The 24008-nt window shown below is 72.3% G+C and carries 23 protein-coding genes, 2 pseudogenes and 1 riboswitch; of the genes and pseudogenes, 14 read left to right on the forward strand and 11 right to left on the reverse strand.

Features of this window, described 5'->3' with window-relative positions; genetic code table 11:
• Positions 1–3: 3 nt before the first annotated feature.
• Positions 4–1185: an N-acetylglucosamine-6-phosphate deacetylase gene (gene nagA / locus AB0Q99_RS27235; RefSeq protein WP_363576075.1), complete on the reverse strand. Its 1182-nt coding sequence runs from the start codon at positions 1183–1185 to the stop codon at positions 4–6.
• Entirely contained in the window at positions 1182–2129 is a 948-nt protein-coding gene (locus AB0Q99_RS27240) for an ROK family protein (protein WP_363576077.1), read from the reverse strand. The genes nagA and AB0Q99_RS27240 overlap by 4 nt, the downstream gene beginning before the upstream one ends.
• A 327-nt stretch (positions 2130–2456) precedes the next feature.
• Between AB0Q99_RS27240 and AB0Q99_RS27245 the strand changes: the two genes are divergently transcribed.
• Positions 2457–3737 (forward strand): extracellular solute-binding protein, encoded by a 1281-nt coding sequence (locus tag AB0Q99_RS27245; RefSeq protein WP_363576079.1) that lies wholly within the window; start codon positions 2457–2459, stop codon positions 3735–3737.
• A gap of 88 nt (positions 3738–3825) precedes the next feature.
• Here AB0Q99_RS27245 and AB0Q99_RS27250 read toward each other — a convergent pair whose 3' ends face one another.
• Positions 3826–4176, reverse strand: coding sequence for a cupin domain-containing protein (locus AB0Q99_RS27250; RefSeq protein ID WP_363576081.1), 351 nt, complete (start codon positions 4174–4176; stop codon positions 3826–3828).
• 102 nt (positions 4177–4278) lie between these two features.
• Between AB0Q99_RS27250 and AB0Q99_RS27255 the strand changes: the two genes are divergently transcribed.
• Positions 4279–4506 carry a DUF3263 domain-containing protein gene (locus AB0Q99_RS27255; protein WP_350630003.1) on the forward strand — a complete coding sequence of 76 codons (228 nt, stop codon included), beginning with the start codon at positions 4279–4281 and terminating at the stop codon, positions 4504–4506.
• Positions 4507–4547: 41 nt separating this feature from the next.
• Complete coding sequence (gene otsB, locus AB0Q99_RS27260; RefSeq protein WP_363576083.1) at positions 4548–5387, forward strand: trehalose-phosphatase; 840 nt, start codon at positions 4548–4550, stop codon at positions 5385–5387.
• Positions 5388–5424: 37 nt separating this feature from the next.
• Here the strand turns inward: otsB and AB0Q99_RS27265 are convergent, their stop codons facing one another.
• Together AB0Q99_RS27265 and AB0Q99_RS27270 are read right to left on the reverse strand one after the other, a co-directional pair.
• A complete protein-coding gene (locus tag AB0Q99_RS27265; RefSeq protein WP_363576085.1) occupies positions 5425–6891 on the reverse strand; it encodes a trehalose-6-phosphate synthase in 1467 nt (488 codons plus the stop codon).
• A 38-nt stretch (positions 6892–6929) separates the two neighbouring features.
• On the reverse strand, positions 6930–7934 hold the full coding sequence (locus AB0Q99_RS27270) for a glucosyl-3-phosphoglycerate synthase (RefSeq protein ID WP_363576087.1): 1005 nt from the start codon (positions 7932–7934) through the stop codon (positions 6930–6932).
• Between the two features lie 147 nt (positions 7935–8081).
• Positions 8082–8216: riboswitch (SAM riboswitch) on the forward strand.
• Positions 8217–8232: 16 nt separating this feature from the next.
• Between AB0Q99_RS27270 and thrC the strand changes: the two genes are divergently transcribed.
• The 5 genes from thrC (at position 8233) to AB0Q99_RS27295 (ending at position 13128) form a co-directional block, all read left to right on the forward strand.
• Positions 8233–9540, forward strand: a complete 1308-nt coding sequence (gene thrC / locus AB0Q99_RS27275) for a threonine synthase (protein WP_363576089.1) — start codon at positions 8233–8235, stop codon at positions 9538–9540.
• Between the two features lie 71 nt (positions 9541–9611).
• Positions 9612–9890, forward strand: a complete 279-nt coding sequence (locus AB0Q99_RS27280) for a MoaD/ThiS family protein (protein ID WP_363576091.1) — start codon at positions 9612–9614, stop codon at positions 9888–9890.
• Between the two features lie 554 nt (positions 9891–10444).
• Entirely contained in the window at positions 10445–10648 is a 204-nt protein-coding gene (locus AB0Q99_RS27285; protein WP_030289665.1) for a cold-shock protein, read from the forward strand.
• Positions 10649–11036: 388 nt separating this feature from the next.
• Positions 11037–12659: a chaperonin GroEL gene (gene groL / locus AB0Q99_RS27290; RefSeq protein WP_363576093.1), complete on the forward strand. Its 1623-nt coding sequence runs from the start codon at positions 11037–11039 to the stop codon at positions 12657–12659.
• A 112-nt stretch (positions 12660–12771) separates the two neighbouring features.
• Complete coding sequence (locus tag AB0Q99_RS27295) at positions 12772–13128, forward strand: hypothetical protein (protein WP_363576095.1); 357 nt, start codon at positions 12772–12774, stop codon at positions 13126–13128.
• Here AB0Q99_RS27295 and AB0Q99_RS27300 read toward each other — a convergent pair.
• The gene (locus tag AB0Q99_RS27300) at positions 13125–13859 is read right to left on the reverse strand and encodes a hypothetical protein (RefSeq protein WP_363576097.1); all 735 of its coding nucleotides are present in this window, start codon (positions 13857–13859) and stop codon (positions 13125–13127) included. The genes AB0Q99_RS27295 and AB0Q99_RS27300 overlap by 4 nt on opposite strands.
• Positions 13860–13923: 64 nt before the next feature.
• Between AB0Q99_RS27300 and AB0Q99_RS27305 the strand changes: the two genes are divergently transcribed.
• The 3 genes from AB0Q99_RS27305 to AB0Q99_RS27315 all read left to right on the forward strand — a co-directional run bounded on the left by AB0Q99_RS27305 (position 13924) and on the right by AB0Q99_RS27315 (position 16022).
• Positions 13924–14277, forward strand: coding sequence for a PadR family transcriptional regulator (locus AB0Q99_RS27305; protein ID WP_363576099.1), 354 nt, complete (start codon positions 13924–13926; stop codon positions 14275–14277).
• 2 nt (positions 14278–14279) lie between these two features.
• Positions 14280–15212, forward strand: a complete 933-nt coding sequence (locus AB0Q99_RS27310; RefSeq protein WP_363576101.1) for a hypothetical protein — start codon at positions 14280–14282, stop codon at positions 15210–15212.
• A gap of 123 nt (positions 15213–15335) precedes the next feature.
• Positions 15336–16022 carry a copper homeostasis protein CutC gene (locus tag AB0Q99_RS27315; protein WP_363576103.1) on the forward strand — a complete coding sequence of 229 codons (687 nt, stop codon included), beginning with the start codon at positions 15336–15338 and terminating at the stop codon, positions 16020–16022.
• 115 nt (positions 16023–16137) lie between these two features.
• On the opposite strand, the gene AB0Q99_RS27320 is transcribed toward AB0Q99_RS27315, so the two are convergent.
• Positions 16138–18246 (reverse strand): AAA family ATPase, encoded by a 2109-nt coding sequence (locus tag AB0Q99_RS27320; RefSeq protein WP_363576105.1) that lies wholly within the window; start codon positions 18244–18246, stop codon positions 16138–16140.
• Positions 18247–18583: 337 nt separating this feature from the next.
• On the opposite strand from AB0Q99_RS27320, the gene AB0Q99_RS27325 reads away from it, so the two are divergent.
• Entirely contained in the window at positions 18584–18745 is a 162-nt protein-coding gene (locus AB0Q99_RS27325) for a hypothetical protein (protein WP_363576107.1), read from the forward strand.
• 39 nt (positions 18746–18784) lie between these two features.
• Here the strand turns inward: AB0Q99_RS27325 and AB0Q99_RS27330 are convergent, their stop codons facing one another.
• Positions 18785–20416, reverse strand: a complete 1632-nt coding sequence (locus AB0Q99_RS27330; RefSeq protein ID WP_363576109.1) for a DNA repair helicase XPB — start codon at positions 20414–20416, stop codon at positions 18785–18787.
• A 108-nt stretch (positions 20417–20524) separates the two neighbouring features.
• Between AB0Q99_RS27330 and AB0Q99_RS27335 the strand changes: the two are divergent.
• A pseudogene (locus AB0Q99_RS27335) lies at positions 20525–20665 on the forward strand (recombinase family protein); the annotation flags it as partial.
• Between the two features lie 137 nt (positions 20666–20802).
• Here AB0Q99_RS27335 and AB0Q99_RS27340 read toward each other — a convergent pair.
• From AB0Q99_RS27340 to AB0Q99_RS27350, 3 genes are read right to left on the reverse strand one after another with little or no spacing between them, the layout of a single operon-like run.
• A complete protein-coding gene (locus AB0Q99_RS27340) occupies positions 20803–21897 on the reverse strand; it encodes a radical SAM protein (RefSeq protein WP_363576111.1) in 1095 nt (364 codons plus the stop codon).
• 13 nt (positions 21898–21910) lie between these two features.
• Positions 21911–22444, reverse strand: a complete 534-nt coding sequence (locus tag AB0Q99_RS27345; protein WP_363576113.1) for a class IV adenylate cyclase — start codon at positions 22442–22444, stop codon at positions 21911–21913.
• 15 nt (positions 22445–22459) lie between these two features.
• Positions 22460–22822 (reverse strand): hypothetical protein, encoded by a 363-nt coding sequence (locus AB0Q99_RS27350; protein ID WP_363576115.1) that lies wholly within the window; start codon positions 22820–22822, stop codon positions 22460–22462.
• Between the two features lie 346 nt (positions 22823–23168).
• Here AB0Q99_RS27350 and AB0Q99_RS27355 point away from each other — a divergent pair.
• Positions 23169–24008, forward strand: a pseudogene (locus AB0Q99_RS27355) (hypothetical protein); the annotation flags it as partial.

Below are 24008 nucleotides of genomic sequence, written 5' to 3' on the forward strand. Positions count from 1 at the left end.
CGGTCAGGCGGGCTTGACGGTGGAGAACCGGTCGGCGCCCACGACCCAGCGGCCGCGGCGCATCACGGCGACCAGGTCGAAGGTCGCGGAGTCGACCACGACCAGGTCGGCGAGCTTGCCGGTCTCCAGCGAGCCGACCGAGTCGCTCAGGCCGAGCAGCCGGGCCGGGGTCGCGGACAGCGACTCGACGGCCTGACCGAGGGTCAGGCCGTTGACGGTCACCGAGCGCTTGAACGCCACGTCCAGGGTGAGGGTGGAGCCGGCGATCGCGCCGCCCTCGACCAGCCGCGCGACGCCGTTGTCGACCCGGACCTGGAGCGGGCCGAGCGGGTAGAGGCCGTCGCCCATGCCGGCGGCGCCCATGGCGTCGGTGATCAGGGCGACCCGGGAGGCGCCGGCGGTGCGGTGGGCGAGGTCGAGGACGGAGGGGTGCAGGTGCACGCCGTCGTTGATGAGCTCGACGGTGACGCGTTCGTCCTCCAGCAGGGCGACGATCGGGCCGGGGGCGCGGTGGGCGATGCCGGGCATGGCGTTGAAGAGGTGGGTGGCGACGGTGGCGCCGGCGTCGATCGCCTCCAGGGTGGTGGCGTAGTCGGAGTCGGTGTGGCCGACGGCGGCGATCACGCCGAGGTCGGCGAGCATGCGTACCGAGTCGAGGCCGCCGGGGAGTTCGGGGGCGAGGGTGACCATCCGGGCGTGGCCGCGGGCGGCGTCGACGAGTTTGCGGACCAGGGCCGGGTCGGGGTCGCGCAGCAGGTCCGGGCGGTGGGCGCCGCAGCGGTTGTGCGAGATGAAGGGGCCCTCGAAGTGGATTCCGGCGAGGACGCCGTCCTCGGCCAGTTCGGAGAGCACGGCGGCCTGGCGGGCGATGTCGTCGATCTCCCCGGTGACGGTGGAGGCCATCGTGGTGGTGGTGCCGTGTTCGAGGTGGGTGCGGGCGGCGAGCAGGGCTTCTTCGGCGATGCCGGAGGCGTAGGAGGCGCCGCCGCCGCCGTGGACGTGCAGGTCGACGAAGCCGGGGACGACGGTGTGTCCGGTGAGGTCGAGGTCGCCGGGTTCGGGGTCGCCGCCGAGGGCGGCGATCCGGTCGCCGTCGACGGTCAGGCGGTGGTCCTCGGCGATGCCGCCGGGCAGGACGAGTCGGGCGCCGGCCAGGGCGGTACGGTCACGGTCCGCGGTGGTCACGCGGTCACCTCCATGGTGAGCAGGTCCCAGGCGAGCAGGCCGGCGCCGAGGGACGCGGCGGTGTCTTTGAGCATGGCGGGTACGACCTCGGGGGGCATCTGGAAGGTCAGACGCTCGGTGACCGCCGCGCGCAGCGGGGCGAAGAGGGTGTCGCCGGCCTCGGCCAGCCCGCCGCCGACGATCACCGTGGACGGGTCGAGCAGGCTCTGGGCGAGGACGATGCCGTCGGCCAGGGCGTCGACGGCCCGTTGCCAGACCTCGCGGGCGCGGTCGTCCCCGGCGTCCACCGCGGCGGCGCAGGATGCCGCGTCGGCGTCGGGGTCGCCGCTGGCCTCGGCCCAGGCGCGCGAGACGGCGGAGGCGGAGGCCAGCGTCTCCAGACAGCCGCGGGCGCCGCAGCCGCACTGCGGGCCGCCGGGGCGGACCACGACGTGGCCGATCTCCCCGCCGTAGCCGTGCGCGCCCGCCTCGATCCGGCCGTCGATGCCGATGGCACCGGCGATGCCGGTGCCGAGGGCGATGAACAGGAAGCGGCCGACTCCCCGTCCGGCGCCGAGGCGGCCTTCGGCCAGGCCGCCGGAACGCACGTCGTGGCCGAGGGCCACCGGCATCGCGGCGCCGTCGGGGCCGGCCAGGCGCTCGCCGAGGAGCTTGCGCAGCGGCAGCTCCCGCCAGCCGAGGTTGGCGGAGAAGACCGCGATCCCGTGCCTCTCGTCGATCGTGCCCGGGACGGCGACGCCGGCCGCGAGCGGAGCGACGCCGAAGCGGCCGCGGCCCTCGTCCGCCAGATCGGCGGCGAAGTCGAGGATGGCGGTCACGACGGCGTCCGCGCCGTGTTCCCGCCCGGTCGGTCGGCGTGCTTCGAACAGCACGGAGCCGTCCTGGGCGAGCAGCGCGGCCTTCATGCCGGTGCCGCCTACATCGAGTGCGATGACGTGCTTCACGGAGGACAGTTTCCCTTGGGTGGGTAGAAGAGGTCTAGTCCAGTTGTCGGATTGGTCTGGTCCATGCGGAGTGAGCTTTGTCGCAGCTGCGGGGGTGTGCGGGGCTTTGGGGTGGGGCGTGCGGGGGGTGTCCCGGGGGCGTCCGGGAGGTGATCGGGGCGTGCGCGGTTGCGCATCGTGCAATGACTCCGGGCACTTCGATAACTACTGGGCCGGGGTGGGGCAGTGGTGTGGACCAGTGGTCGGCGGGTTTGGCAGTGTGGCGCCTCCCCCCTGCCGGATTCCCTCGTTCCGGCGGCAGTTCTTCCCCCTAAGGCGGTACCCGCGTTGAACAGGCGCGTCCACGTTCCCACCCGTGCGATCGGCAGTGCGCTGGCCGGAGCACTGGCACTCACCGCGGTCGGCGCGTGCGGCGGGCAGGACCAGGGCACCGTCACCCTCAAGCTGGTCGCCGCGGACTACGGGGAGAACCAGGAGACCAACTCCGCGCGCTACTGGGACGCGGTCGCCAGGGACTTCGAGGCCGCCAACCCCGGGATCAAGGTCAGCGTCGAGGTGGACAGCTGGACGGACATCGGGAAGAGGGTCGAGGACATGATCGCGGCCGGGAAGTCCCCGGACCTGCTGCAGACCGGCGGCTTCGCGGACCAGGTCGCGGCGGGCCGGCTGTACCCGGCGTCGGACGTCCTCTCGATGAATACCCAGGCGAACTTCCTGGACACCTTCGCGCACGCCGGGCAGGTGCTCGGGACGCAGTACGGGATCCCGTTCGTGTCCTCGTCCCGGGTGCTCTTCTACAACAAGGCGATGTTCAAGCAGGCCGGGATCGCGCAGCCGCCCGCGACCTGGAACGAGCTGAAGCAGGACGCGGAGAAGATCAAGGCCAAGGTGCCGGGCGTGACCCCGTACGGGCTCCCGCTGGGGCCGGAGGAGGCGCCGGCGGAGTCCATGCTGTGGACGCTGAGCGGCGGCGGGAGCATCTCCGACGACGTCGGCAACTACACCATCGACAGTGCCCAGAACCAGGCGACCTTCACCTGGTTGAAGAGCAACCTGGTGAGCACCGGGCTGACGTACCCGGACCCGGGGAAGATGAACCGCACCCCGGTGTTCCAGGACTTCGCGGCCGGCAAGGTCGCGATGCTCAACGGGCACCCGACGCTGCTGCGGATGGCGTCCGCCGCGAACATCGACTTCGGGACGGCGCCGATCCCGAAGAAGGACGGCGTGGGGCGGACCGGGAGTCTCGGGGTCGCGGACTGGATGATGGCGTTCAAGGCGAACGGGCACAAGAACGAGATCAAGAAGTTCCTGTCGTTCGTCTACAACCGGGACAACCAGCTGAAGTTCGACGAGCGGTACAACCTGCTGCCGGTCACCCAGGACGCGTTCAACCAGATGTCGACCGACCCGAAGCACGCCGACCTCAAGCAGTTCGCGGTCGGGCTGACCAACGCGAGCTTCTACCCGTTCGGGGACCCGGCGTGGGGCGAGGTCAGCAACCGGATCAAGGCGGGGATCGGGCAGGCCGTGACCGGCGACCCGAAGCAGGTGCTCGGGGGGCTGCAGGACGCGGCGGTGAGCGAGGCGACGCGGGTCCGCAAGTAGCGCCCGGCCGGGCGCGGGCCCGCCGGGCGTGAGCGGGGCGGCGTGCTCGGGGCGGCGTGTTCAGGGCAACGTGCTCGGGGCAGTGCGCTCAGGGCAGCGTGATCGCGTAGGCCTTGCGGAGCGTCTCGTGGACCGTCCAGGTGGTGCGGTCGCCCTCGCGCAGCACCGCGCAGTCGCCCGGGCCGACCTCCAGGGTCGGGCCGCCCTCGATCTCGATGGTGGCCCGGCCGCTGAGGACCACGAACATCTCGTCGGCCTCGACGTCGGTGACCACGCCGGGGGTGATCTGCCAGATGCCGCGGAGCTGGCGGCCGTCGGCGGACTCGGCGAGGACCCGGCCGGTGACCTCGGGGGTGCCGGAGACGATCTGGGCGGGGTCGAGCGGGTCGGGTTCGAGGTCGGCGGCGGGGATGTGCACGGCGAAGCTGGGCGTGGTCATGGGGGTGACGTTAGCCGGGGCGGGGGAGCGGTGGGGCGAGCACTGTGTGTCGGGGTCGCGCGCGAGAATGACACTCCGTAGTGGTGGGCGGAGGTGGGCGCGGTGGGCGAGCTGAGTGAGCGGGACCGGGCGGTGCTGGCGCTGGAGGGGCGGCAGTGGCGGACGGCGGGGGCCAAGGAGCGGGCGATCCGGGAGGAGCTGGGGCTTTCCTCGACGCGGTACTACCAGCTGCTGAACGCACTGCTGGACCGGGAGGAGGCGCTGGCGCACGCGCCGGTGCTGGTGAACCGGCTGCGGCGGGTGCGGGCCGCCCGGCGGGAGGCCCGCTGACGCGGGCGTTCCGCGCCGGGGCCGGGGGTATGGGCCCCGGTATGGGATTCGAAGAGACGTGGGTGCCGGGGACCGCGGCCGGGCGGGACGGGGTGCGGGCGATCCTGCGGGCGCCCCGGTCCACCGTGATCGGCCTGGACTTCGACGGCACGCTGGCCCCGATCGTGGCCGACCCGAGCCTGGCCCGGGCCCACCCCGGGGTGGCCGGCGCGCTGCGGGTGCTGGCGCCGGCGGTGCGGGCCGTGGTGGTGGTGACGGGGCGGCCGGCGGCGCTGGCCGTGGAGTACGGGGGGCTGGCCGGGGTGCCGGGGATCGTGGTGCTCGGGCACTACGGGGCCGAGCGGTGGGAGGCCGGCGAGCTGACGGCCCCGGAGGCGCACCCCGGGGTGGCGGCCGCGCGGGAGGAGCTGCCGGGGGTGCTGGCGCGGGCCGGGGCGCCGGCGGGCACGGGCCTGGAGGACAAGGGGCGCTCGGTCGCGGTGCACACGCGGCGCACGGCGGCGCCGGAGGAGGCGCTGCGGCTGCTGCGGGCGCCGGTGGAGGAGCTGGCGGCCGCCCACGGACTGGTGGTGGAGCCCGGCCGGCTGGTGCTGGAACTGCGCCCGCCGGGGGTGGACAAGGGCGCGGCGCTGACCGGCTTCCTGCGGGAGCGCGGAGCCCGGTCGGTGCTGTACGCGGGGGACGACCTGGGGGACGTGGCGGCCTTCGCGGCGGTGGAGAAGCTGCGGGGCGAGGGCGTGGCCGGGCTGCTGGTGTGCAGCGGGGCGGTGGGGGACGCGCCGGTGCGCGAACTCGCCGACCGGGCGGACCTGGTGGTCCCGGGCCCGGCCGGCGTGGTGGAGCTGCTGGAATCGCTGGGACAGGCGCTTACCACGCGTTGACCCTTGCGGTGCGTCGGCCCCTACAGCGCGTTGACCCTCACAGTGCGTTGAGCTGGTCGAGGAACCACTGCTGCGGGGGGAGCGCGGTGGCCGCCGCCGCGAGGCGCTTGGTGCGGTCGGCCCGCTCCGCCTCGGGCATGGTGAGGCCGGTGTGCAGGGCGTCGGCGGTGGCGATGACGTCGTACGGGTTGACCGTCAGGGCGTCGTCCGCGAGCTCCGCGTGCGCGCCGGCCTCCCGGGAGAGGACCAGGGCGCAGCCGCGGTCGGACACCACCGGGACCTCCTTGGCCACCAGGTTCATGCCGTCCCGGATCGGGTTGACCAGGGCCACGTCGGCCAGTCGGTAGGCGGCCAGGGAGCGCGGGAAGTCGTCGTCGACGTGCAGGATCAGCGGCTTCCAGGTGGGGGTGGCGAACTCGGCGTCGATCTCCGCCGCGAGGCTCCGGACCGCGGCCGTGTAGTTCCGGTACTCGGCGAGGTCGGTCCGGGACGGGTAGGCGAACGCGATGTGCACCACCCGGTCGTGCCACTCGGGGCGGGTGCGGAGCAGGTGCCGGTAGGCCTGGAGGCCGCGGACGATGTTCTTGCTGAGCTCGGTGCGGTCGACCCGGACGATGGTGCGGCGGCCGCCGACCGCCGCGCGCAGGGCGGCGAGGCGCTCGTCCACGTCGGGCCGGCGGGAGCGTTCGCGCAGGAAGTCGGCGTCGGCGCCGAGGGCGTGCACGCCGAGCCGGGTGGTGCGGCCGTCGAAGGTGACGGTGAGCGCCTCGTGGTCGACGGCGGCGCCGAGCAGGTCCGCGCAGCAGGCGGCGAAGGCGCGGGCCCAGCGTTCGGTGAGGAAGCCGGCCCGGTCGGCGCCCAGGATGCCGGTCAGGACGGCCCGGGCGACGTCGTCGGGCAGCAGCCGGTAGTACTCGGGCGGGGCCCACGGGGTGTGCGAGAAGTGGCCGATCCGCAGGTCGGGGCGGGCGGCGCGGAGCAGGGCCGGGGCGAGGGACAGGTGGTAGTCCTGGACGAGCACCGCGGCGCCCGGGGCGGCCTCGGCGGCCAGGGCCTCGGCGAAGGCCGCGTTGTAGGCCCGGTAGGCGGCCCATTCGGTGCGGAAGCCGGCGTCGAAGGCGGGAGCGGTGGGGGTCGCGTACAGCAGGTGGTGGATGAACCAGAGGGTGGAGTTGGCGACGCCGTTGTAGGCCCGGGCGAAGGTCTCCGGATCGATGTCCAGCATCCGGACGGCCTGCCCGCCGACGTCGTGCCCGGCCAGGTCGAGGCGGCCGGCGGGGGCCTGCGCGGCGGCTCTGCGGTCCGCGTCGCCGAGCGCGGCGCAGACCCAGACGGCGTTCGGGTCGTCGATGGCGGAGAGTCCGGAGACCAGGCCCCCGCCGCCGCGCCGCAGGGTCAGCGTGCCGTCGTCGGCGGTGCTGAAGGACACCGGTCCCCGGTTGGAGGCCACCAGGACGGGGGCGGTGCCGGTCGCACTCGAACGTTCGGTCGTGAGATCGCCCATGGGTGGGATGTTGCCGGGGGTCCGGCGCGGCAAACCCCTCAATGCCGGGTGGCGTATTCGGGGACGGTGTGCATCGGGGGGCGTTCCAGGGCGGTGATCGGGTGGGTGTACGCCGTGAAGGCGCGGCTCTCCGGGTCGCGGGTGAACTGGGTGAGCTGCGGGTGGACCAGGTCGGCGGAGGCCTTGAGCCGGTGGGCGCGGTCCAGGCGTTCGAGGGCGGTGCGGTAGATGGTGGCGGCCATCCGGCCCAGGGCCTGGCCGTCCTGGTGGCGGTGGTGCCGGACGCCGACGTCCACCTGGGCCAGGGCGTCCAGGCCGGCCAGCTCCAACGCGTCCACCAGCAGGCCGAGTTCGACGCCGTAGCCGGTGGGGAAGGGCAGCCGTTCGAGTAGCGAGCGGCGGGCCGCGTACTCGCCGCCGAGGGGCTGGACGAAACCGGCGAGTTCCGGCCAGTGCAGGTTGAGCAGGGGGCGGGCGACGAGTTCGGTGACCCGGCCGCCGCCGGCCGGGACGACCGCGCCGGACTCCGTCTCCAGCGGGCGGTCGTACATCGCCTTGACCAGGTGGATGGACTCGTCGGTCAGCAGCGGGCCGACGATGCCGGAGACGAAGGCCGGGTCGAACTCGCGCAGGTCGGCGTCCACGAAGCAGACGATGTCGCCGTGGGTGACCAGCAGGGACCGCCAGAGCACCTCGCCCTTGCCGGGGGCGGCGGGCAGCCGGGGCAGGATGGCGTCCCGGTGCTCCACCCGGGCGCCGGCCTCGGCGGCGACGGCGGCGGTGGCGTCGGTGGAGCCGGAGTCGACCACGACGAGCTCGTCGACGAGCGGGAGGCGTTCCATCAGCTCGCGGCGGACGGTGCGGACGATGTCGCCGACGGTGGCCTCCTCGTCCAGGGCGGGGAGGACCACGCTGACCGTGCGCCCGGTGCGCTCCTTGGCCGCGAGGAGGGTGTCGACCGGCCGGTCGGCCGCGCTCCAGGAGCGGCGGCGCAGCCAGGACGCCGCCTGCGGGAGGAGCGCGGGAGTCGGTTCGGCGGGCACGGAAGTCTCCTCGGCGGGTCGGGTGGGACGGGTCATCTCGCGTGGCGGACGGTCCCGTTCAGGGTTGACGCCTTCGGATACAGTCTTCGTACAGCGGTCGGACCTTTGCACGCCGGGGTCGCCGTTGAGCACCACCACAATTTCACAAGCTCATCCAGAGGGACTGAGGGAACGGCCCGTTGACGTCCCGGCAACCTTCTCGCGCGGCTGTCTCGACAGGCCCCGGCGGGACAGGTGCCAATTCCGGCCTGTGGCGCGACCGCGCCGCAGGGAAGATGAGGAGAGAGGCCTCGCCATCATGGCTATCGACACCGCCGCACCTTCCCCCAGCCTTCGGCCGGGGGGACCCCGACCCGTCGACCTCGGCCCCGCCGCCGCGCTGTCCTGTCGCGAGTGCGGCACCCGCTTCCCGCTCGGCCCGAGCTTCGCCTGCCTGGAGTGCTTCGGCCCGTTGGAGATCGCCTACGAGTTCGGCAGCGAGGGCGCCGAGGAGCTGCGCAAGCGGATCGAGGCCGGTCCGACGTCCATCTGGCGCTACGCGCCGCTGCTGCCGGTGCCGGCCGACGTGGCGTCCAAGCCCAACCTGAACCCGGGCTGGACCCCGCTGGTGAAGGCGGACAACCTGGGCCGGGAGCTCGGTTTCACCGCCCAGCTGCACGTCAAGGACGACTCCGGGAACCCGACGCACTCGTTCAAGGACCGCGTGGTGGCCTGCGCCATCGAGGCGGCGCGGGCGTTCGGCTACACGACGCTGTCCTGCTCCTCCACCGGCAACCTGGCCGGCGCGGTGGGCGCGGCGGCCGCCCGGGCCGGGTTCCGGTCCTGCGTGTTCATCCCGCACGACCTGGAGCAGGGCAAGGTCGTCATGGCCGGGGTGTACGGCGGCGAGCTGATCGGCATCGAGGGCAACTACGACGACGTGAACCGCTTCTGCTCGGAGCTGATCGGCGACCCGGCCGGCGAGGGCTGGGGCTTCGTCAACGTCAACCTGCGGCCGTACTACGGCGAGGGTTCCAAGACGCTGGCGTACGAGATCTGCGAGCAGCTCGGCTGGCGGCTGCCGGAGCAGATCGTGATCCCGATCGCCTCGGGCTCGCAGCTGACGAAGATCGACAAGGGGCTGCAGGAGCTGATCAAGCTGGGCCTGGTCGAGGACCGGCCGTACCGGATCTTCGGCGCCCAGGCCGAGGGCTGCTCGCCGGTGTCGGCCGCCTTCAAGGCCGGCCGGGACGTGATCCGGCCGGTCAAGCCGGACACCATCGCCAAGTCGCTGGCGATCGGCAACCCGGCCGACGGCCCGTACGTGCTGGACATCGCCCGCCGCACCGGCGGCGCGGTGGAGGACGTCACGGACGCCGAGGTGGTGGCGGCGATCCGGCTGCTGGCGCGGACCGAGGGCATCTTCGCCGAGACCGCGGGCGGGGTGACCGTCGGCGTGCTGAAGAAGCTGGTCGAGACCGGGCAGCTGGATCCGGCCAAGGAGACCGTCGCGATCAACACCGGCGACGGCCTGAAGACCCTGGACGCCGTCTCCGACGCCGGGATGACCGCCGTCATCCGCCCGACGCTGGACTCGTTCCGCGCCGCCGGCCTCGTGTCCGCCTGAACCTCCCCCGCCCCGCACGGCCCGCACCGCAAGGGCCCCACCCCGCAAGGCCCGACCCCGCAAGGAGAGCCATGAGCGCCAACGTCCGCATCCCCACCATCCTGCGCACCTACACCGGCGGCGCCGCCGAGGTGACCGCCGAGGGCGCCACCCTGGCCGAGGTCATCGCCGACCTGGAGAAGAACCACGCGGGCATCGCCGCCCGCCTGCTGGACGACACCGGCAAGCTGCGCCGCTTCGTCAACGTCTACGTGAACGACGACGACGTGCGCTTCGCCGACGGCCTGGCGACCGAGATCAAGGACGGCGCCGGCGTCTCGATCATCCCGGCGGTGGCCGGCGGCTGCTGATCCGCCCGCCATTCGGTTGCTCGCCCCGCCATTCGGCCGCCCGTCCGTACGGAATTCCGTTCTCCGTATGCGCGGGCGGCCGGTTGCATTCCGGCTGGAATATTTCCGGGTCGAGTCGGAGTAGAGTGTCGCTCGGTTGGGAACAGGGGTTCCCTCTCGACCGCCCGCGCCGTTCTGCCGGGGCGCGTCCGGCCGGTGAGACCGGCCCGTGAAACATGTCAGGCCGATGTCAGAATTACCTCGGGGATTTGGGTAATTCGTCCGCTATGCCCGGCGTGAAATGCCGATATCTTCCCGATTCGGCCCGTCCTGTCCCTTGATCGGGCGGCGGAATTGACGGCGGCTGACCCTGTTGCAGAGGGCTTCGGTCCGGATACATTCAGCGGCGGTCGACGCAATCACCCGCTCACCGGAAGCCGTCCGGCGTCCCGCGCGGAGGGTTGCGGCGTGCACGGCTGCGCCCAGGGGGGGTTCCCCGGGCCGGCCTTCAAACCAACCCGGGCCCGCGACCTGCGGGCACGTGAAGGGCCAGCACAGCACTAGGGGAGTTCGGAATGGCTCAGGGCACCGTCAAGTGGTTCAACGCGGAGAAGGGCTACGGCTTCATCGCGGTCGACGGTGGTGCGGACGTCTTCGTCCACTACAGCGCGATCCAGATGGACGGCTACCGCACCCTCGAGGAGGGCCAGCGGGTCGAGTTCGAGATTTCCCAGGGACAGAAGGGCCCGCAGGCGGACATGGTTCGCGCGGCGGTCTGACCCCTTCCGACTCCAGGAGCTCGGCGCGGCCCACGGCTGGTGACCGCTCGCTTCTCGACGGGCCCGCACGACACGCGTCGTGCGGGCCCGTCGGCGTTCCCGGACGGGCCCGTCGGGGTTCTCGAACGGGCTCGCCGGCGTTCCCGGACGGGCTCGCCGGTGCTCCCGTGCGGGCTCAGCGGCGGCTCGCGGGTTGGCGATTGGGCTTGCACTCGACCACCCGGAGTGCTAATCATTGGCGTTAGCACTCACAGCGTGAGAGTGACAGCGGACCGGGTCGGTGAGGCCCCCGGGAGCGGTAGGGGAAAGGACCCCCGCACACCAGGGCCGTCCGTCGCGGGCACCCCTTGGTCCGAGCAGTCGACCGTGTCCCGGAGGACCACTTCTGATGGCCAAGATCATCGCCTTTGATGAGGAAGCTCGCCGCGGCCTTGAGCGTGGCATGAACCAGCTCGCCGACGCAGTGAAGGTCACGCTCGGCCCCAAGGGTCGCAACGTCGTGCTGGAGAAGAAGTGGGGCGCCCCCACGATCACCAACGACGGTGTCTCCATCGCCAAGGAGATCGAGCTCGAGGACCCGTACGAGAAGATCGGTGCGGAGCTCGTCAAGGAGGTCGCCAAGAAGACGGACGACGTCGCGGGTGACGGCACCACCACCGCCACCGTGCTCGCCCAGGCCCTGGTTCGCGAGGGTCTGCGCAACGTCGCCGCCGGCGCCAACCCGATGGCCCTGAAGCGCGGCATCGAGAAGGCCGTCGCCGCCGTCTCCGACCAGCTGCTGGCCCAGGCCAAGGACGTGGAGACCAAGGAGCAGATCGCCTCCACCGCCTCCATCTCCGCCGCCGACACCCAGATCGGCGAGCTGATCGCCGAGGCCATGGACAAGGTCGGCAAGGAAGGCGTCATCACCGTCGAGGAGAGCAACACCTTCGGTCTGGAGCTGGAGCTCACCGAGGGCATGCGCTTCGACAAGGGCTACATCTCGGCCTACTTCGCCACCGACCTGGAGCGGATGGAGGCGACCTTCGAGGACCCCTACATCCTCATCGCCAACTCCAAGATCGGCTCGGTCAAGGACCTGCTCCCGCTGCTGGAGAAGGTCATGCAGAGCGGCAAGCCGCTCGTCATCATCGCCGAGGACGTCGAGGGCGAGGCCCTGTCGACCCTGGTCGTGAACAAGATCCGCGGCACCTTCAAGTCCGTCGCCGTCAAGGCCCCGGGCTTCGGCGACCGCCGCAAGGCCATGCTCGGCGACATCGCCATCCTCACCGGTGGCACCGTGATCTCCGAGGAGGTCGGCCTCAAGCTGGAGAACGCCGGCATCGACCTGCTGGGCACCGCCCGCAAGGTGGTCATCACCAAGGACGAGACCACCATCGTCGACGGTGGCGGCGAGAGCGACCAGGTCGCCGGCCGGGTGAACCAGATCCGCGCCGAGATCGAGAACAGCGACTCGGACTACGACCGCGAGAAGCTCCAGGAGCGCCTCGCCAAGCTGGCCGGCGGCGTGGCCGTCATCAAGGCCGGCGCGGCCACCGAGGTGGAGCTCAAGGAGCGCAAGCACCGCATCGAGGACGCCGTCCGCAACGCCAAGGCCGCCGTCGAGGAGGGCATCGTCGCCGGTGGTGGCGTCGCGCTGCTGCAGGCCGGTGTCGCCTTCGACAAGCTGGAGCTGGAGGGCGACGAGGCCACCGGTGCCAACATCGTCAAGGTCGCGCTGGAGGCCCCGATCAAGCAGATCGCGACCAACGCCGGCCTGGAGGGTGGCGTCGTGGTGGAGAAGGTGCGCAACCTCCCCGCCGGTCACGGCCTGAACGCCGCCACCAACGAGTACGTCGACCTGGTCGCCGCGGGCATCATCGACCCGGCCAAGGTCACCCGCTCCGCGCTGCAGAACGCCGCCTCCATCGCGGCGCTGTTCCTCACCACCGAGGCCGTCATCGCCGACAAGCCGGAGAAGGCCGCCGCGGCCGCCGGCGGCGGCATGCCGGGCGGTGACATGGACTTCTGATCCTGATCGTTCCGATCGGATCGGTTGACTCCGCGTCCGTGTGGGCGGCTCCCTCCGGGGGGCCGCCCACACGGCGTTTCGGCGTTCGGGCCGGTCGACGGAGAATGGACGGATGGCTGCTGACGACATCGAGACCGCCCTGCACAACGCGCGGGCACTGATCCTGGCCGACCTCACCGCGCGGGACGTGGCGGACGCCGCCGTCGTCTCGCTGGTGGAGCAGGCGGTGACGCACCGCCGCTGGTGGCTGGAGCAGTGGCCGGACGGCACCGAGTACGTGCTCGGGCTGGTCGCCCAGGACGTCCAGGACGCGCTGCTGGAGGCGTACGGGCGCTGGCCGCTGTGCGGCGGTTGCGCGGCCGAGGGGGATCCGCACGCGCTGAGCGTGGAGCCGGAGCTGGGGCCCGAGCCGCACTGGGTGTGCGGCAAGCAGGGCGCGGTGGTGGCGGCGGTCGGGAAGCTGTCCTAGTCCTCCCGGCTCTCCCGGTCCCCCTGGTCCTCCCGGCTCTCCCGGTCCTCCTGGTCTTCCCGGTCCTCCAGCCGTCGCAGTTCGGCCGTCAGGTTGGCGCGGGCGGCGTCCGCGAAGCGGGCGTGGGCGGCGGGGGTGCGGTAGAGCGCGGGCAGCGCCAGGAGCGCGCGCAGGACGGCGGCGCGGCCGGCCCGGAAGTCCGGCTCGGGGACGAAACCGTACTCCTCCCGGACGGCGGCCGCGTACGCCGCGTACGCCTCGGGGGTGCCGCCGAGGACGGCGAGATCGGCGTCGCAGAGCACCTCGCCGTCGCGGTCGCCGGGCGCCGGGTCGTGGCCGACGGTGAGCAGGACCAGCCGTTCGACCTCGGCGACCCGGACGGCGGGCAGGCCGGCGGCGGTGAGCGCGCGGACGGCCAGGGCGGCGCTGCGCTCCTCGTTCTCGGTGCGGTCGGGGCGGTAGACGACGTCGTGGAACCACGCCGCGAGGCGGACGGCATCCGGGTCGGCGGCGTGCCCGGCGAGGTCGTCGACGTGCCGCAGGACCGCGCTCAGGTGGTCCGGGGTGTGGTACCGGCGCTGCGGTTCCGACCAGCGGCGCAGCAGTTCCCGTCCGTAGGGCTCGGGGTCGTCGGCGGCGCCGCAGCGGTGCAGCAGGGCGGTCCAGGCGGTGAGCAGCTCGGCCTCGGTGCCGGGCCGGCCGGTCTCGGTGGTGGGCGGGTGCGTCGGCATGCGGGCCATTCTGCTGGGTGGTGCCGGTGGACGGGATGTGCCGGTCGGCGATATATGTAGACACATGACTGAACGCTCCATGCAGGAGCCGACGCTGCTTCTGCTCACCGCGCTGGCCGACGCTCCGCGGCACGGCTACGCGCTCATCCAGGAGATCGCCGCGATCTCCGACGGCCGGGTCACGATGCGCACCGGCACGCTCTACGGCGCGCTCGACCGGCTGCTGGGCCAGGGCCTGATCGAGGTCGCCGCCGAGGAGGTGGTGGACGGCCGGGCCCGGCGCACCTACGCGCTGACCGACGCCGGTCGGGGCGCGCTGGCCACCGAGGCCGAGCGGCTGCGGACCGTGGCCGCCGAAGCCGAGCGCCGGCTCTCCGCCGCCGCCGTCCGTCCGGGGGTCAGGGGGGCCTTCGCGTGAGCATGAGTGGTTCGACCGTCGCGGTCCGGACGGCGTTGGCGCTGTACCCGGTCCGCTACCGCCGCGAGCGCGGCGACGAACTGGCCGATGTCTTCGCCGACACCACGGCGGAGGCGGGCTCGACCGCCAAGGTCCGGGAACTGGTCGACCTGGGGGCGTACGGGCTGCGGATGCGGACCGGGCTGACCTCCGGCTCCACCGGCGGGCGGCTGGCGGCGCTGGCGGCCCCGCTGGTGGCCGGCGCGGTGGGCGGGCTGGCGGCGGGCCGGCTGCTCATCGCCTACCTGGAGCAGGACCTGCCGCACCTGTCGGTGGGTGAACTGCCCTTCCTGCCCTTCTGGGCGCTGCTGGGCGCGGCGCTGCTCTCGGGCGGGGCGGCCCTGCTCGGCCACTGGACGGCGGCGAAGCTGCTGGCCGGGGCGGCGGCACTGGCAGCGGTGGCGGACCTCGTGGTGCAGACGGCCGCCGCGGCCGTCCAGCCGCTGTGGGACTTCCTCTTCGCCCTCCAGTGGGACGGGCCGTTCGTGCTCTGGGCGCTGGTGCTGCTGGCCGCGCCGAAGGACGCCCTGCCGGTGCCGGAGTGGCGGGAGCGGGGGCTGATGCTGGCCGCCGCGCTGGTGGTCCCGGCGGTGGCGTACCCGACCGACGTGTACGAGAGCTGGCACGAACTGGCCCCGGAGTGGCGGGGGCTGATGGTCTGCGTGCCGCTGCTGATGGTGCTGTCGGTGGTGCGCGGGTGGTACCTCGCGGCCGTTCCGGGGCTCGCCCTGCTGCCGTGGGCGCTGTGCGTCAACCTGCACGCGCTGTGGCAGCAGGAGGGCGGGGCCTGGCGGCTGCTGCCGATGGTCGTCGCGGTGGTGGCGGTGGCGGTGGCACTGGTCCTGGTGGGCCGGCGGAAGGGGCCGGTCGGTCAGAGGGGACGGCTGACGGCCTGAGCCGGTGCCGGGGTGCGGTGCCGGGGGTGCGGTGCCGCGATCGGGCTGGTCCGATCCCGGCACCCCCGGCCCCGGGCGGGGTGCGGTCTCGCCGGGTCCGGCGGGATGTGGCAACCTACTGATATGTCTAGACCAATTTTCGAAGTCATCGCGCTGACGCCCCAGGACGCCCAGGCCGCCGAATCGGGTGGCGCCGACCGGCTCGAACTGGTCACCGACATGGCCGCCGACGGGCTCACCCCGTCGGTCGAGGACTTCGCCCGGATCCGGGCCGTCGTCGGCCTCCCGCTGCGCGTCATGCTCCGGATCCGGGACGGCTTCGCCCCCGGCGGCCTGGACGAGCTGTGCGCCCGGGCCGCCGCGCTGCGCGCCGAGGGCGCCGAGGAGTTCGTCTTCGGCTTCCTCGACGCCGGGGGCGCCGTCGACCTGGCCGCCACCGTCGCCGTCGCCGAGGCGGTGGCCGGCTGCCGCTGGACCTTCCACCGGGCGATCGACCACAGTGCCGACCGAGCCGCCCTGCGGGCCGCCGTCGGCGCGCTGCCCGGGCTGGACACCTTCCTCACCTCGGGCTCGGCCGCCGGGGTGGACGCCGGGCGCGCGGTGCTGGCGGCCGAGCTGGACCGGGCCGACGAGCCCGGCTACGGGCAGCGGATCCTGATCGGCGGCGGCCTGCGGGCCGAGCACCTGAAGGAGCTGCGGGCGGAGGGCTTCGACGCCTTCCACGTCGGCGGCGCGGTGCGGGCCGACGGCTGGTCGACGCCGGTGGACGCGGCCAAGGTCGCCGAGTGGCGGGCCCTGATCGACGCGTGAGCACCCGGTGGGTCGGCGCGTGAGTACCCGACGGGTTCGAGGACCCGCCGGAAGGACCCGCCGGAAGGACCCGCCGGAAGGGCCGGCCGCCGGGCCGGCCCTTCCGCGACGGGTGTCAGCGCAACTGCTCGGGCAGCGGCTCGCCGTGCAGCACCGTCAGCCCCGAGACCGCCCGGGTCAGCGCCACGTACAGCCGCCGCAGCCCGGTCCGCTCGTCCGGCTCGCCGGCGATCACCGCGGCCGGCTCGTCCAGCACCACGTAGTCGTACTCCAGACCCTTGGCCAGCGAGGCCGGGACGAGGGTCAGCCGGGCCTCGGCACTGGTCTCGGCGCCGGGGGAGAGGTACGGCAGGCCCGCCGCGGCCAGGGCCTCGGCGAACAGCGGGATCCGGGCGTCGGCGGCGATCAGGCCGGTCGAGCCCTCGTGCTCCAGCGCCTCCCGGCAGGCGGCGACGACCGCCTCGATCGCGTCGGCCGGATCCTCCGCGGCGATCCGGCGGACGGTCAGCGACCCGGGCGCGGTGCGGACCGAGCCGGCCGGGGCCAGGCCCGGGGCGATCGCCGGGAGCAGCCGGGAGGCGTACGCGATGACCTCCTCCGGCACCCGGAAGCCCTTGGTCAGCTCCTCGACGTGCGCCTCCGGCTTGCCCAGGTGGCGCAGCGCGTCCCGCCAACTCGCCGTCGCCCACGGGGTGGTGCCCTGGGCGAGGTCGCCGAGGACGGTCGCCGAGCCGGTGGTGCAGCGGCGGCCGACCGCGCGGTACTGCATCGGGGAGAGGTCCTGCGCCTCGTCCAGCACCACGTGGCCGAGCGAGGGCGTGCGCTGGACCAGGTCCGTCGCCTCGTCCACCAGGACGGCGTCGGCCGGCGTCCAGCGGGCGGTCTTCACCGAGCGGCCGGGCTTGGGCCACAGCACCGCCCGCTGCTCCTCGGGCGTCAGCACGCCCTCGGCGCACCCGGCCAGGAACTCCGGGTCGGAGAGCAGCCGCAGCACCAGCTTCGCCGGGTCGACGGCCGGCCAGCACGCCTTGACCACCGCCTTGACCGCGCTGTTGCGGGCCACCGCGTCCTGCACCCGGTCGTCCGGGGCCTCGCCGCCCTGCTCCATCTTCACCAGCACGGCGTGCGCGATGCGCTGCGGCAGGGCCTCCCCGGCGGCGCCGTAGCGGACCTCGCGGCCCTTCAACTCCTCGATGATCTCGACGAGTTCGTGCACCGGGACGCGCCAGCGGCGGGAGCCCCGGACCACCACGCAGGGCTCGGTGGGCAGCGCGATGCCCGCCCGTACGGCCCGGCGCAGCACCTCGGCCATCCGGGCGTCGCCCTTCAGCCGGGCCGCCTCCGGGGTGTCCTCGCCCCGGACCTCGACGTGCCCGACCAACTGCTGCACGGTCGCCTGGGCGACGTCCAGCTCGCCGAGCGCGGGCAGCACCTGCTCGATGTAGGAGAGGAAGGCGCTGTTCGGCCCGATCACCAGGGTGCCGGTCCGGGCCAGGCGCTCGCGGTGCGCGTACAGCAGGTACGCGACGCGGTGCAGGCCGACGGCGGTCTTCCCGGTGCCCGGCGCCCCCTGCACGCAGATGGTGCCCGTCACGTCGGAGCGGACGATCTCGTCCTGCTCGGGCTGGATGGTGGCCACGATGTCGCGCATCGGGCCGACGCGGGGCTTCTCGATCTCGGCGGCGAGCAGCGCGGAGGAGGTCTCCTCCTCGGCCGGGTCGGTGAGGTGCTCGTCCTCGTAGGCGGTGAGCTCGCCGCCGGTGTAGCCGAAGCGGCGGCGGCGCTCGACGTCCATCGGATCGGTGCGGCTGGCCCGGTAGAACGGCTGGGAGACCGGCGCGCGCCAGTCGATCACCATCGGGTCGCCGTCGGCGTCGTGGACGTGGCGGCGGCCGATGTAGAAGTTCTCGCCCGCCCGGCGCCCACCGCCACCCTCGCTCGGCGCGCTTCGCGCGGCACCCCCGGTGCCCTCGCTCGGCTCCTCGCTGATCGCGTGCAGGTAGTCGAGGCGGCCGAAGAAGAGCGGGGTGTGGGAGAGGTCGGCCAGGGCGGCGATCCTGGCCTCGATCTGGTTCCGGAGGACGGCGGCGGACACCCAGGTGCCGGTCACGTCGCGCAGGTCGAGCGACTGCACGTCCTCGCGCATCGCTCGCAGCGCGGCCCGGGACGCGGCCAGGTGGTCGCGCTCGCGCTGGAGGGGGTCGGTGGTGGGGGTGGCGGGCACAGCGAACCTTTCCGGCTGCCCCGGTGGCGGGCGCAGCGGATCGATGGAGCTCACGGTGGGGTACGGCCGACCGGTTGCCGAACGGTCGGCGCCTCCCCCGGCTGCCTGCGGGACTTCAGCAGGTACCACGGTTCGGGAGGGGGCAGACGGACGATCTTAGACCCGTCCGGGCCGGGGTTCCAGCCGTGCAGGTCTCGGGGTTGCCCCTACTCCCGTCCCGGGGTCGCCCCTACCTCCGTCCCCGGGGTGTCCGTACACCCGGAGGACGACCGCCGTCCCGACGGATACGGCCTTTGGAGTGATGCCGCCGGCCGGTCGGGTGCCTACCGTTGAAGACATGAGCACCCAGAACCGAAACCCCCGTACCGGCCCGGCCGGCGCCACCGCCGCCGCCGGGCGCCACCACGGCCTGCTGAGCACCGCCGTCCGCAACGTCGGCATCGTCCTGGACACCGCCGCGCGCGTGATCTTCCTCGGGCGCGACGGTGTCCGCTACTGAGCGTTCCTGCGGTGGCGTTCCCGCGGTCGCGGCTCGCGGCTACAGCACGTCGTCCGCGTCGATGATCCGGTACGCGTAGCCCTGCTCGGCCAGGAAGCGCTGCCGGTGGGCGGCGAAGTCCTGGTCCACGGTGTCCCGGGCGACCACCGAGTAGAAGTGGGCCGCGTGGCCGTCCGCCTTGGGGCGCAGCACCCGACCGAGGCGCTGGGCCTCCTCCTGGCGGGAGCCGAAGGTCCCGGAGACCTGGATGGCCACCGTGGCCTCGGGCAGGTCGATCGAGAAGTTCGCGACCTTGGAGACCACCAGGACGCCGATCTCCTTGTTCCGGAAGGCGTCGAAGAGCTTCTCGCGCTGGGCGTTGCTGGTCTCGCCCTTGATCACCGGGGCGTCCAGGGCCTCACCGAGCTCGTCCAGCTGGTCGATGTACTGGCCGATGACCAGCGTCTGGTCCTTCTCGTGCTTCCTGACCAGCGCCTCCACCACCCGGCGCTTGGTCGCCGTGGTGGCGCAGTAGCGGTAGCGCTCCTCCGGCTCGGCGGTCGCGTAGGCGAGCCGCTCGGAGTCGGTCAGGGTGACCCGGACCTCGCAGCAGTCGGCCGGCGCGATGTAGCCCTGCGCCTCGATCTCCTTCCACGGCGCGTCGAAGCGCTTGGGTCCGATCAGGCTGAACACGTCGCCCTCCCGGCCGTCCTCGCGCACCAGCGTGGCCGTCAGGCCGAGCCGGCGGCGGGCCTGCAGGTCCGCGGTGAACTTGAACACCGGGGCGGGCAGCAGGTGCACCTCGTCGTAGACCACCAGGCCCCAGTTCCGGGCGTCGAACAGCTCCAGGTGCGCGTACACGCCCTTCCGCTTGGTGGTCATCACCTGGTAGGTGGCGATGGTGACCGGGCGGATCTCCTTCTTGGTGCCGCTGTACTCGCCGATCTCGTCCTCGGTGAGCGAGGTGCGCTTGACCAGCTCGTGCTTCCACTGGCGGGCCGAGACGGTGTTGGTGACCAGGATCAGCGTGGTCGACTTGGCGTGCGCCATCGCGGCCGCGCCGACCAGCGTCTTGCCGGCGCCGCAGGGCAGCACGACCACGCCGGAGCCGCCGTGCCAGAAGCCCTCGACGGCCTGCGCCTGGTACGGGCGCAGCTGCCAGCCGTCCTCGGCCAGCTCGATCGGGTGCGCCTCGCCGTCCACGTACCCGGCGAAGTCCTCGGCGGGCCAGCCGAGTTTGAGCAGCACCTGCTTGATCTGCCCGCGCTCGGAGGGGTGCACCACGACGGTGTCGGGGTCGACCCGGTCGCCGACCAGCGGGGCGATCTTCTTGGAGCGCAGCACCTCCTCCAGCACCGGCCGGTCGGTGGTGGCGAGCACCAGCCCGTGCGTCGGGTGTTTGAGCAGCTGCAGCCGCCCGTACCGGCCCATGGTGTCGGCCACGTCCACCAGCAGCGCGTGCGGCACCGGGTAGCGCGAGTACGTCACCAGGGCGTCCACCACCTGCTCGGCGTCGTGCCCGGCCGCCCGCGCGTTCCACAGCCCGAGCGGGGTCACCCGGTACGTGTGCACGTGCTCGGGTGCCCGCTCCAGCTCGGCGAACGGTGCGATGGCGCGACGGCAGTCGGCGGCCTTGGGGTGGTCGATCTCCAGGAGAAGAGTTTTGTCGCTCTGGACGATCAAGCAGGACACACATACCTCCGTGGATAGGATCGCCGCGTGACAGAGGCCACGACTGCCACCGTTCGGGCCATGCCCCGAGCCCGTCGCCGGAAAGGCGTTCCGGCCAGCGCACCTGGTATGCGCGCAGCTATCTATGGTCGCCTATCGCGCGAGACAGAGGAAACCACTTCCCCGGAGCGCCAGTGGACGGCCTGCGAGCAACTGTGCGCGGCCCGTGGCTGGACCGTGGTCGCCGTCGAGGAGGACATCGACGTTTCCGGTCGCTCTGACCATGCCGCCGGCCCCAGTACCATGCGGCACCAGGGCTGGTCAGCGAGGTCAGCTCGCCGCCGGACCACCCTCCCTGCCAAGGTCACGGGTCCGGCGCTCATGGAGTTGTCAGGGCGTGCCGTCGATCAGGCCGCCGCACCGTACTGGCTGGTCAACCGCCGGACTTCGGCATCCTTGAAAGCCTGCACCTCTTCCACGATCCCGCTCTTCGACAGGTCGGCCACGGGGACGCAGAGGTCCATCCGCTGGATGCAGACGCCGACCATGTACTCTCCCTGGTCGGTGAGGTACAGGCGGATGCCGTAGTAGCCCTCCTGGCAGTCCGTGTCGTTGTTGAACCGGCACGACGCACAGGTGTCCGGGAGCCGCGCCGGCAGCAGCCGCTTGACGTAGACCGCCCGGCTACCGAGGGCCCGGTAGAGGGTGCGCTCGTCGGAGGTGCCGGCGGTGAACGTCCGAAGCACCGGTTCCGCACCGACCCGGGTCAGCACTTCGGAGATCGCCGCGATCGACTCCGCTCCGTCCTGGATGCTGGTGAGCATCCGCACGTCCGCGAACTGGCCATACGACTCGACCAGGTTGACGACCCGATCCACGTGGGCCATCCCGGGAACGACGATGTTCACGGAGACCTTCACCCCGTTGGACACGGCAGCCCGGATGGTCTGCTCCGCAGCACGGATCTTCGTCTCGGCCAGACCCGCTGACTTGAAGCGCTCGGACTGTACGGCCTGGAGCTCTTCGGCGGTGGTGCCGAAGACGGAGACGTTGACCCGGTTGAGGCCGGCGACCGAGCACTCCGGCATCACCTGCCGGCCGCGCTCCCCGTTGCTGGTCATCCCGACGCTCAGCCCCATGCCGGTGAGCGCCGAGACCAGTGAGGGCACCTCCGTGTGCAGGGTGGGTTCCCCTCCGGTGAGGTGGACCTCGCTGGCGTTGAACGCCCTCGCGACAGTCCGCACCGCCCGCCGGAAGGACATGTCCGGGGCCATCTTCGCCGAGAGGAAGTTGACGCCGTTCGTCTCGCTGTAGATCGACACGCGGCCGGTCTTGCCCGGTCCCGCGACGAAGGGCAGCAGCGTGCGGCCCTCGTTGTCGGCGGTGACCGGCGTTCCCTCGTTGTGGCAGAACGTGCAGGCCAACCCGCAGTCGTCGATCACCTTGACGCGGATGGTCCTGTCACGGACGACCCGGACCGCCGTGCGTTGGGTCACTGACACGGCTTGCCTCCTGTCACTCGAACGTGAGCCGGGGGATCGCCTCGATGTCGATCCCGTACCGGCGGTAGACCTTGGTCGTGTTCTCGCTCGTCAGCTCGGCCAGGGGAAGCCCGAGCGTGAGCGCCGTCGCATGGACGTGATCGGCGCTGTCCCCCTCGATCTCCATGTACGGGGGGATCAGCGGCCACTGGTCGATCTCGACAGCCGCGCCGCCCAGCGTCCAGGAGGACCGGCGGTTCTCCTGGTACGCCTTCGGCTGGTATCCGAGCTTGCCGAGAAGCGTGTTCATGGCGTCGAAGTCGCCGACGGTCGTCTCCGTCTCGGTCACGCCGTCGATCGCGTCGGAGTGGATCTCCTTGACGCACAGCGTGACGCTGGTGCCGGTGTCGCGCAGGCGGACCCACGTGCCCGGTTGGCCGGGGATGTCGTAGACGTAGCGGCGCTGGAAGCGGTCGGCCACGTGCTCAGCCCCGACCTCGGCCAGCAGCGCGTGGATCTTCTCCGGCTCGACGTTGAGGATCTTCGCTTCGAACTCAGTTGCGGTCATGGGAAGTTGCCCTTTCTAGGCGAGGTTCGGCACGCGCGAGCGCACGATATCGGCTATCGCCTCGGCCACCTGCTCCGGCGTGCGGTCGGTGCCGTCCACGCCGACAAGGCCGAGCGCCCGGTACACACGGGAACTCTCGGCGACGTTCGGCTCCTCCCACTGGTGCCAGTAGCTCAGCGTCCCGCGCTCGGCCCGCCGACGACGGCGGCCTTGGCGAACCCGTTCGTCCACCTCAAGCAGGACCGCCACGTCCGGGACGAGCACCCCCTCCGGATACTCCGGGGCGCAGTCGTGCCCCATGGCCCGGTGCGTGGCGACGGTGCGCGGGAAGGAGGACTCGACCACCACCGTCCGGCCGCTCTCAGTCACCCGACTCAACGGCGGACCATGCTGCCGGGGCGCTGGTCGCCAACCTGCGGGCGTATCAGGCGGATTCCGGGAGACATGGCAGCCCCAGGAGGCATCCGAGGTCGTCAGGCCGCACTTCCGGGATCTCGATAGCCGCAGCGCTCGCCAAGGTTCGGGCGGTATTGATGAGGTCCATCGATACGGCCGCCCTCTCTATCGGTCGGACTCCCGGGCGTTTCCCGGAGGGAGCACAAGAATCCGTCGTCAGGCGGTATCGGGATAAGGCCGGCGCGTGTACCCACCATGAGTAAACTCGCGGTCAGTTATCTCGCGTGACACTGAGCAATGACTCTTCTGGCGCTGGGGGTAGCCAGCCATGACCGAGCCCGCAGAGTCACCTGGACTGCCGCGCCGACTGCTCGCGGACCCCGAGATGGTGACAGCCTGCGCGGAGCGAGACTTCGCGCGGATCTTCCAACTCGCCAAGCGCAAAGGCGGGTTCCACTCCTCGCGTATCGCCCGAGCATGCGAGTTGACGCCCAGCAGGGTGGGCGAGGTGATGAAGGGCCGACCGAAGATCACCAACATGGCCGTCATCGAACGCATCGCGGATGGCCTACGGATTCCGGGACGGATGCTCGGCCTGGCGGACCGCAGCTGGGAAGCGCCGCCGATCCCACGCCGAGACCCAACACCGGCGGTTGAGCCGGCCCGTGCCCCGTTGCCGGTCGTGGATTCGCGTTCAGGCAGCGATCTCGACGACATCCTCGCCATCGCGGCGGGCACGCGGGTCACGCCCAACGTCCTGCGGTCCCTCCAGGCGTCCATCGAGGATTACTGGCGGCGCGATGACCAGCACGGCGGCGAAGCGCTCCGGCCGGCGGTGATCGGTCAGCTCAGGTACGTCACGGGCATAATGCGCGACACCGCCGATCCCAACTACCGGCGCAGTCTTCACGGCATCGTTGCCGAGCTCGCACGCCTCACCGGGTGGACGTACTTCGACGCACGGCAGTACAACACGGCACAGGGCTACTTCACCGAGTCGCTTCGGTTCGCACGGGAGATCGACGACCGCCCGTTCATCGCCAACGTGCTGGCCTGTCTCAGTCTCCAGTCGACGGGCCTTCCCCCGCGGAAGTGGACACGCGTTCGGGGTTGTCATGCGGCTAGCGTGAGCCTAGCGGACTCCTGTCGGTGCCGGCGTTCGAAGTCC

The organism is Kitasatospora sp. NPDC086791, from assembly GCF_040685975.1.
GTDB lineage: Bacteria > Actinomycetota > Actinomycetes > Streptomycetales > Streptomycetaceae > Kitasatospora.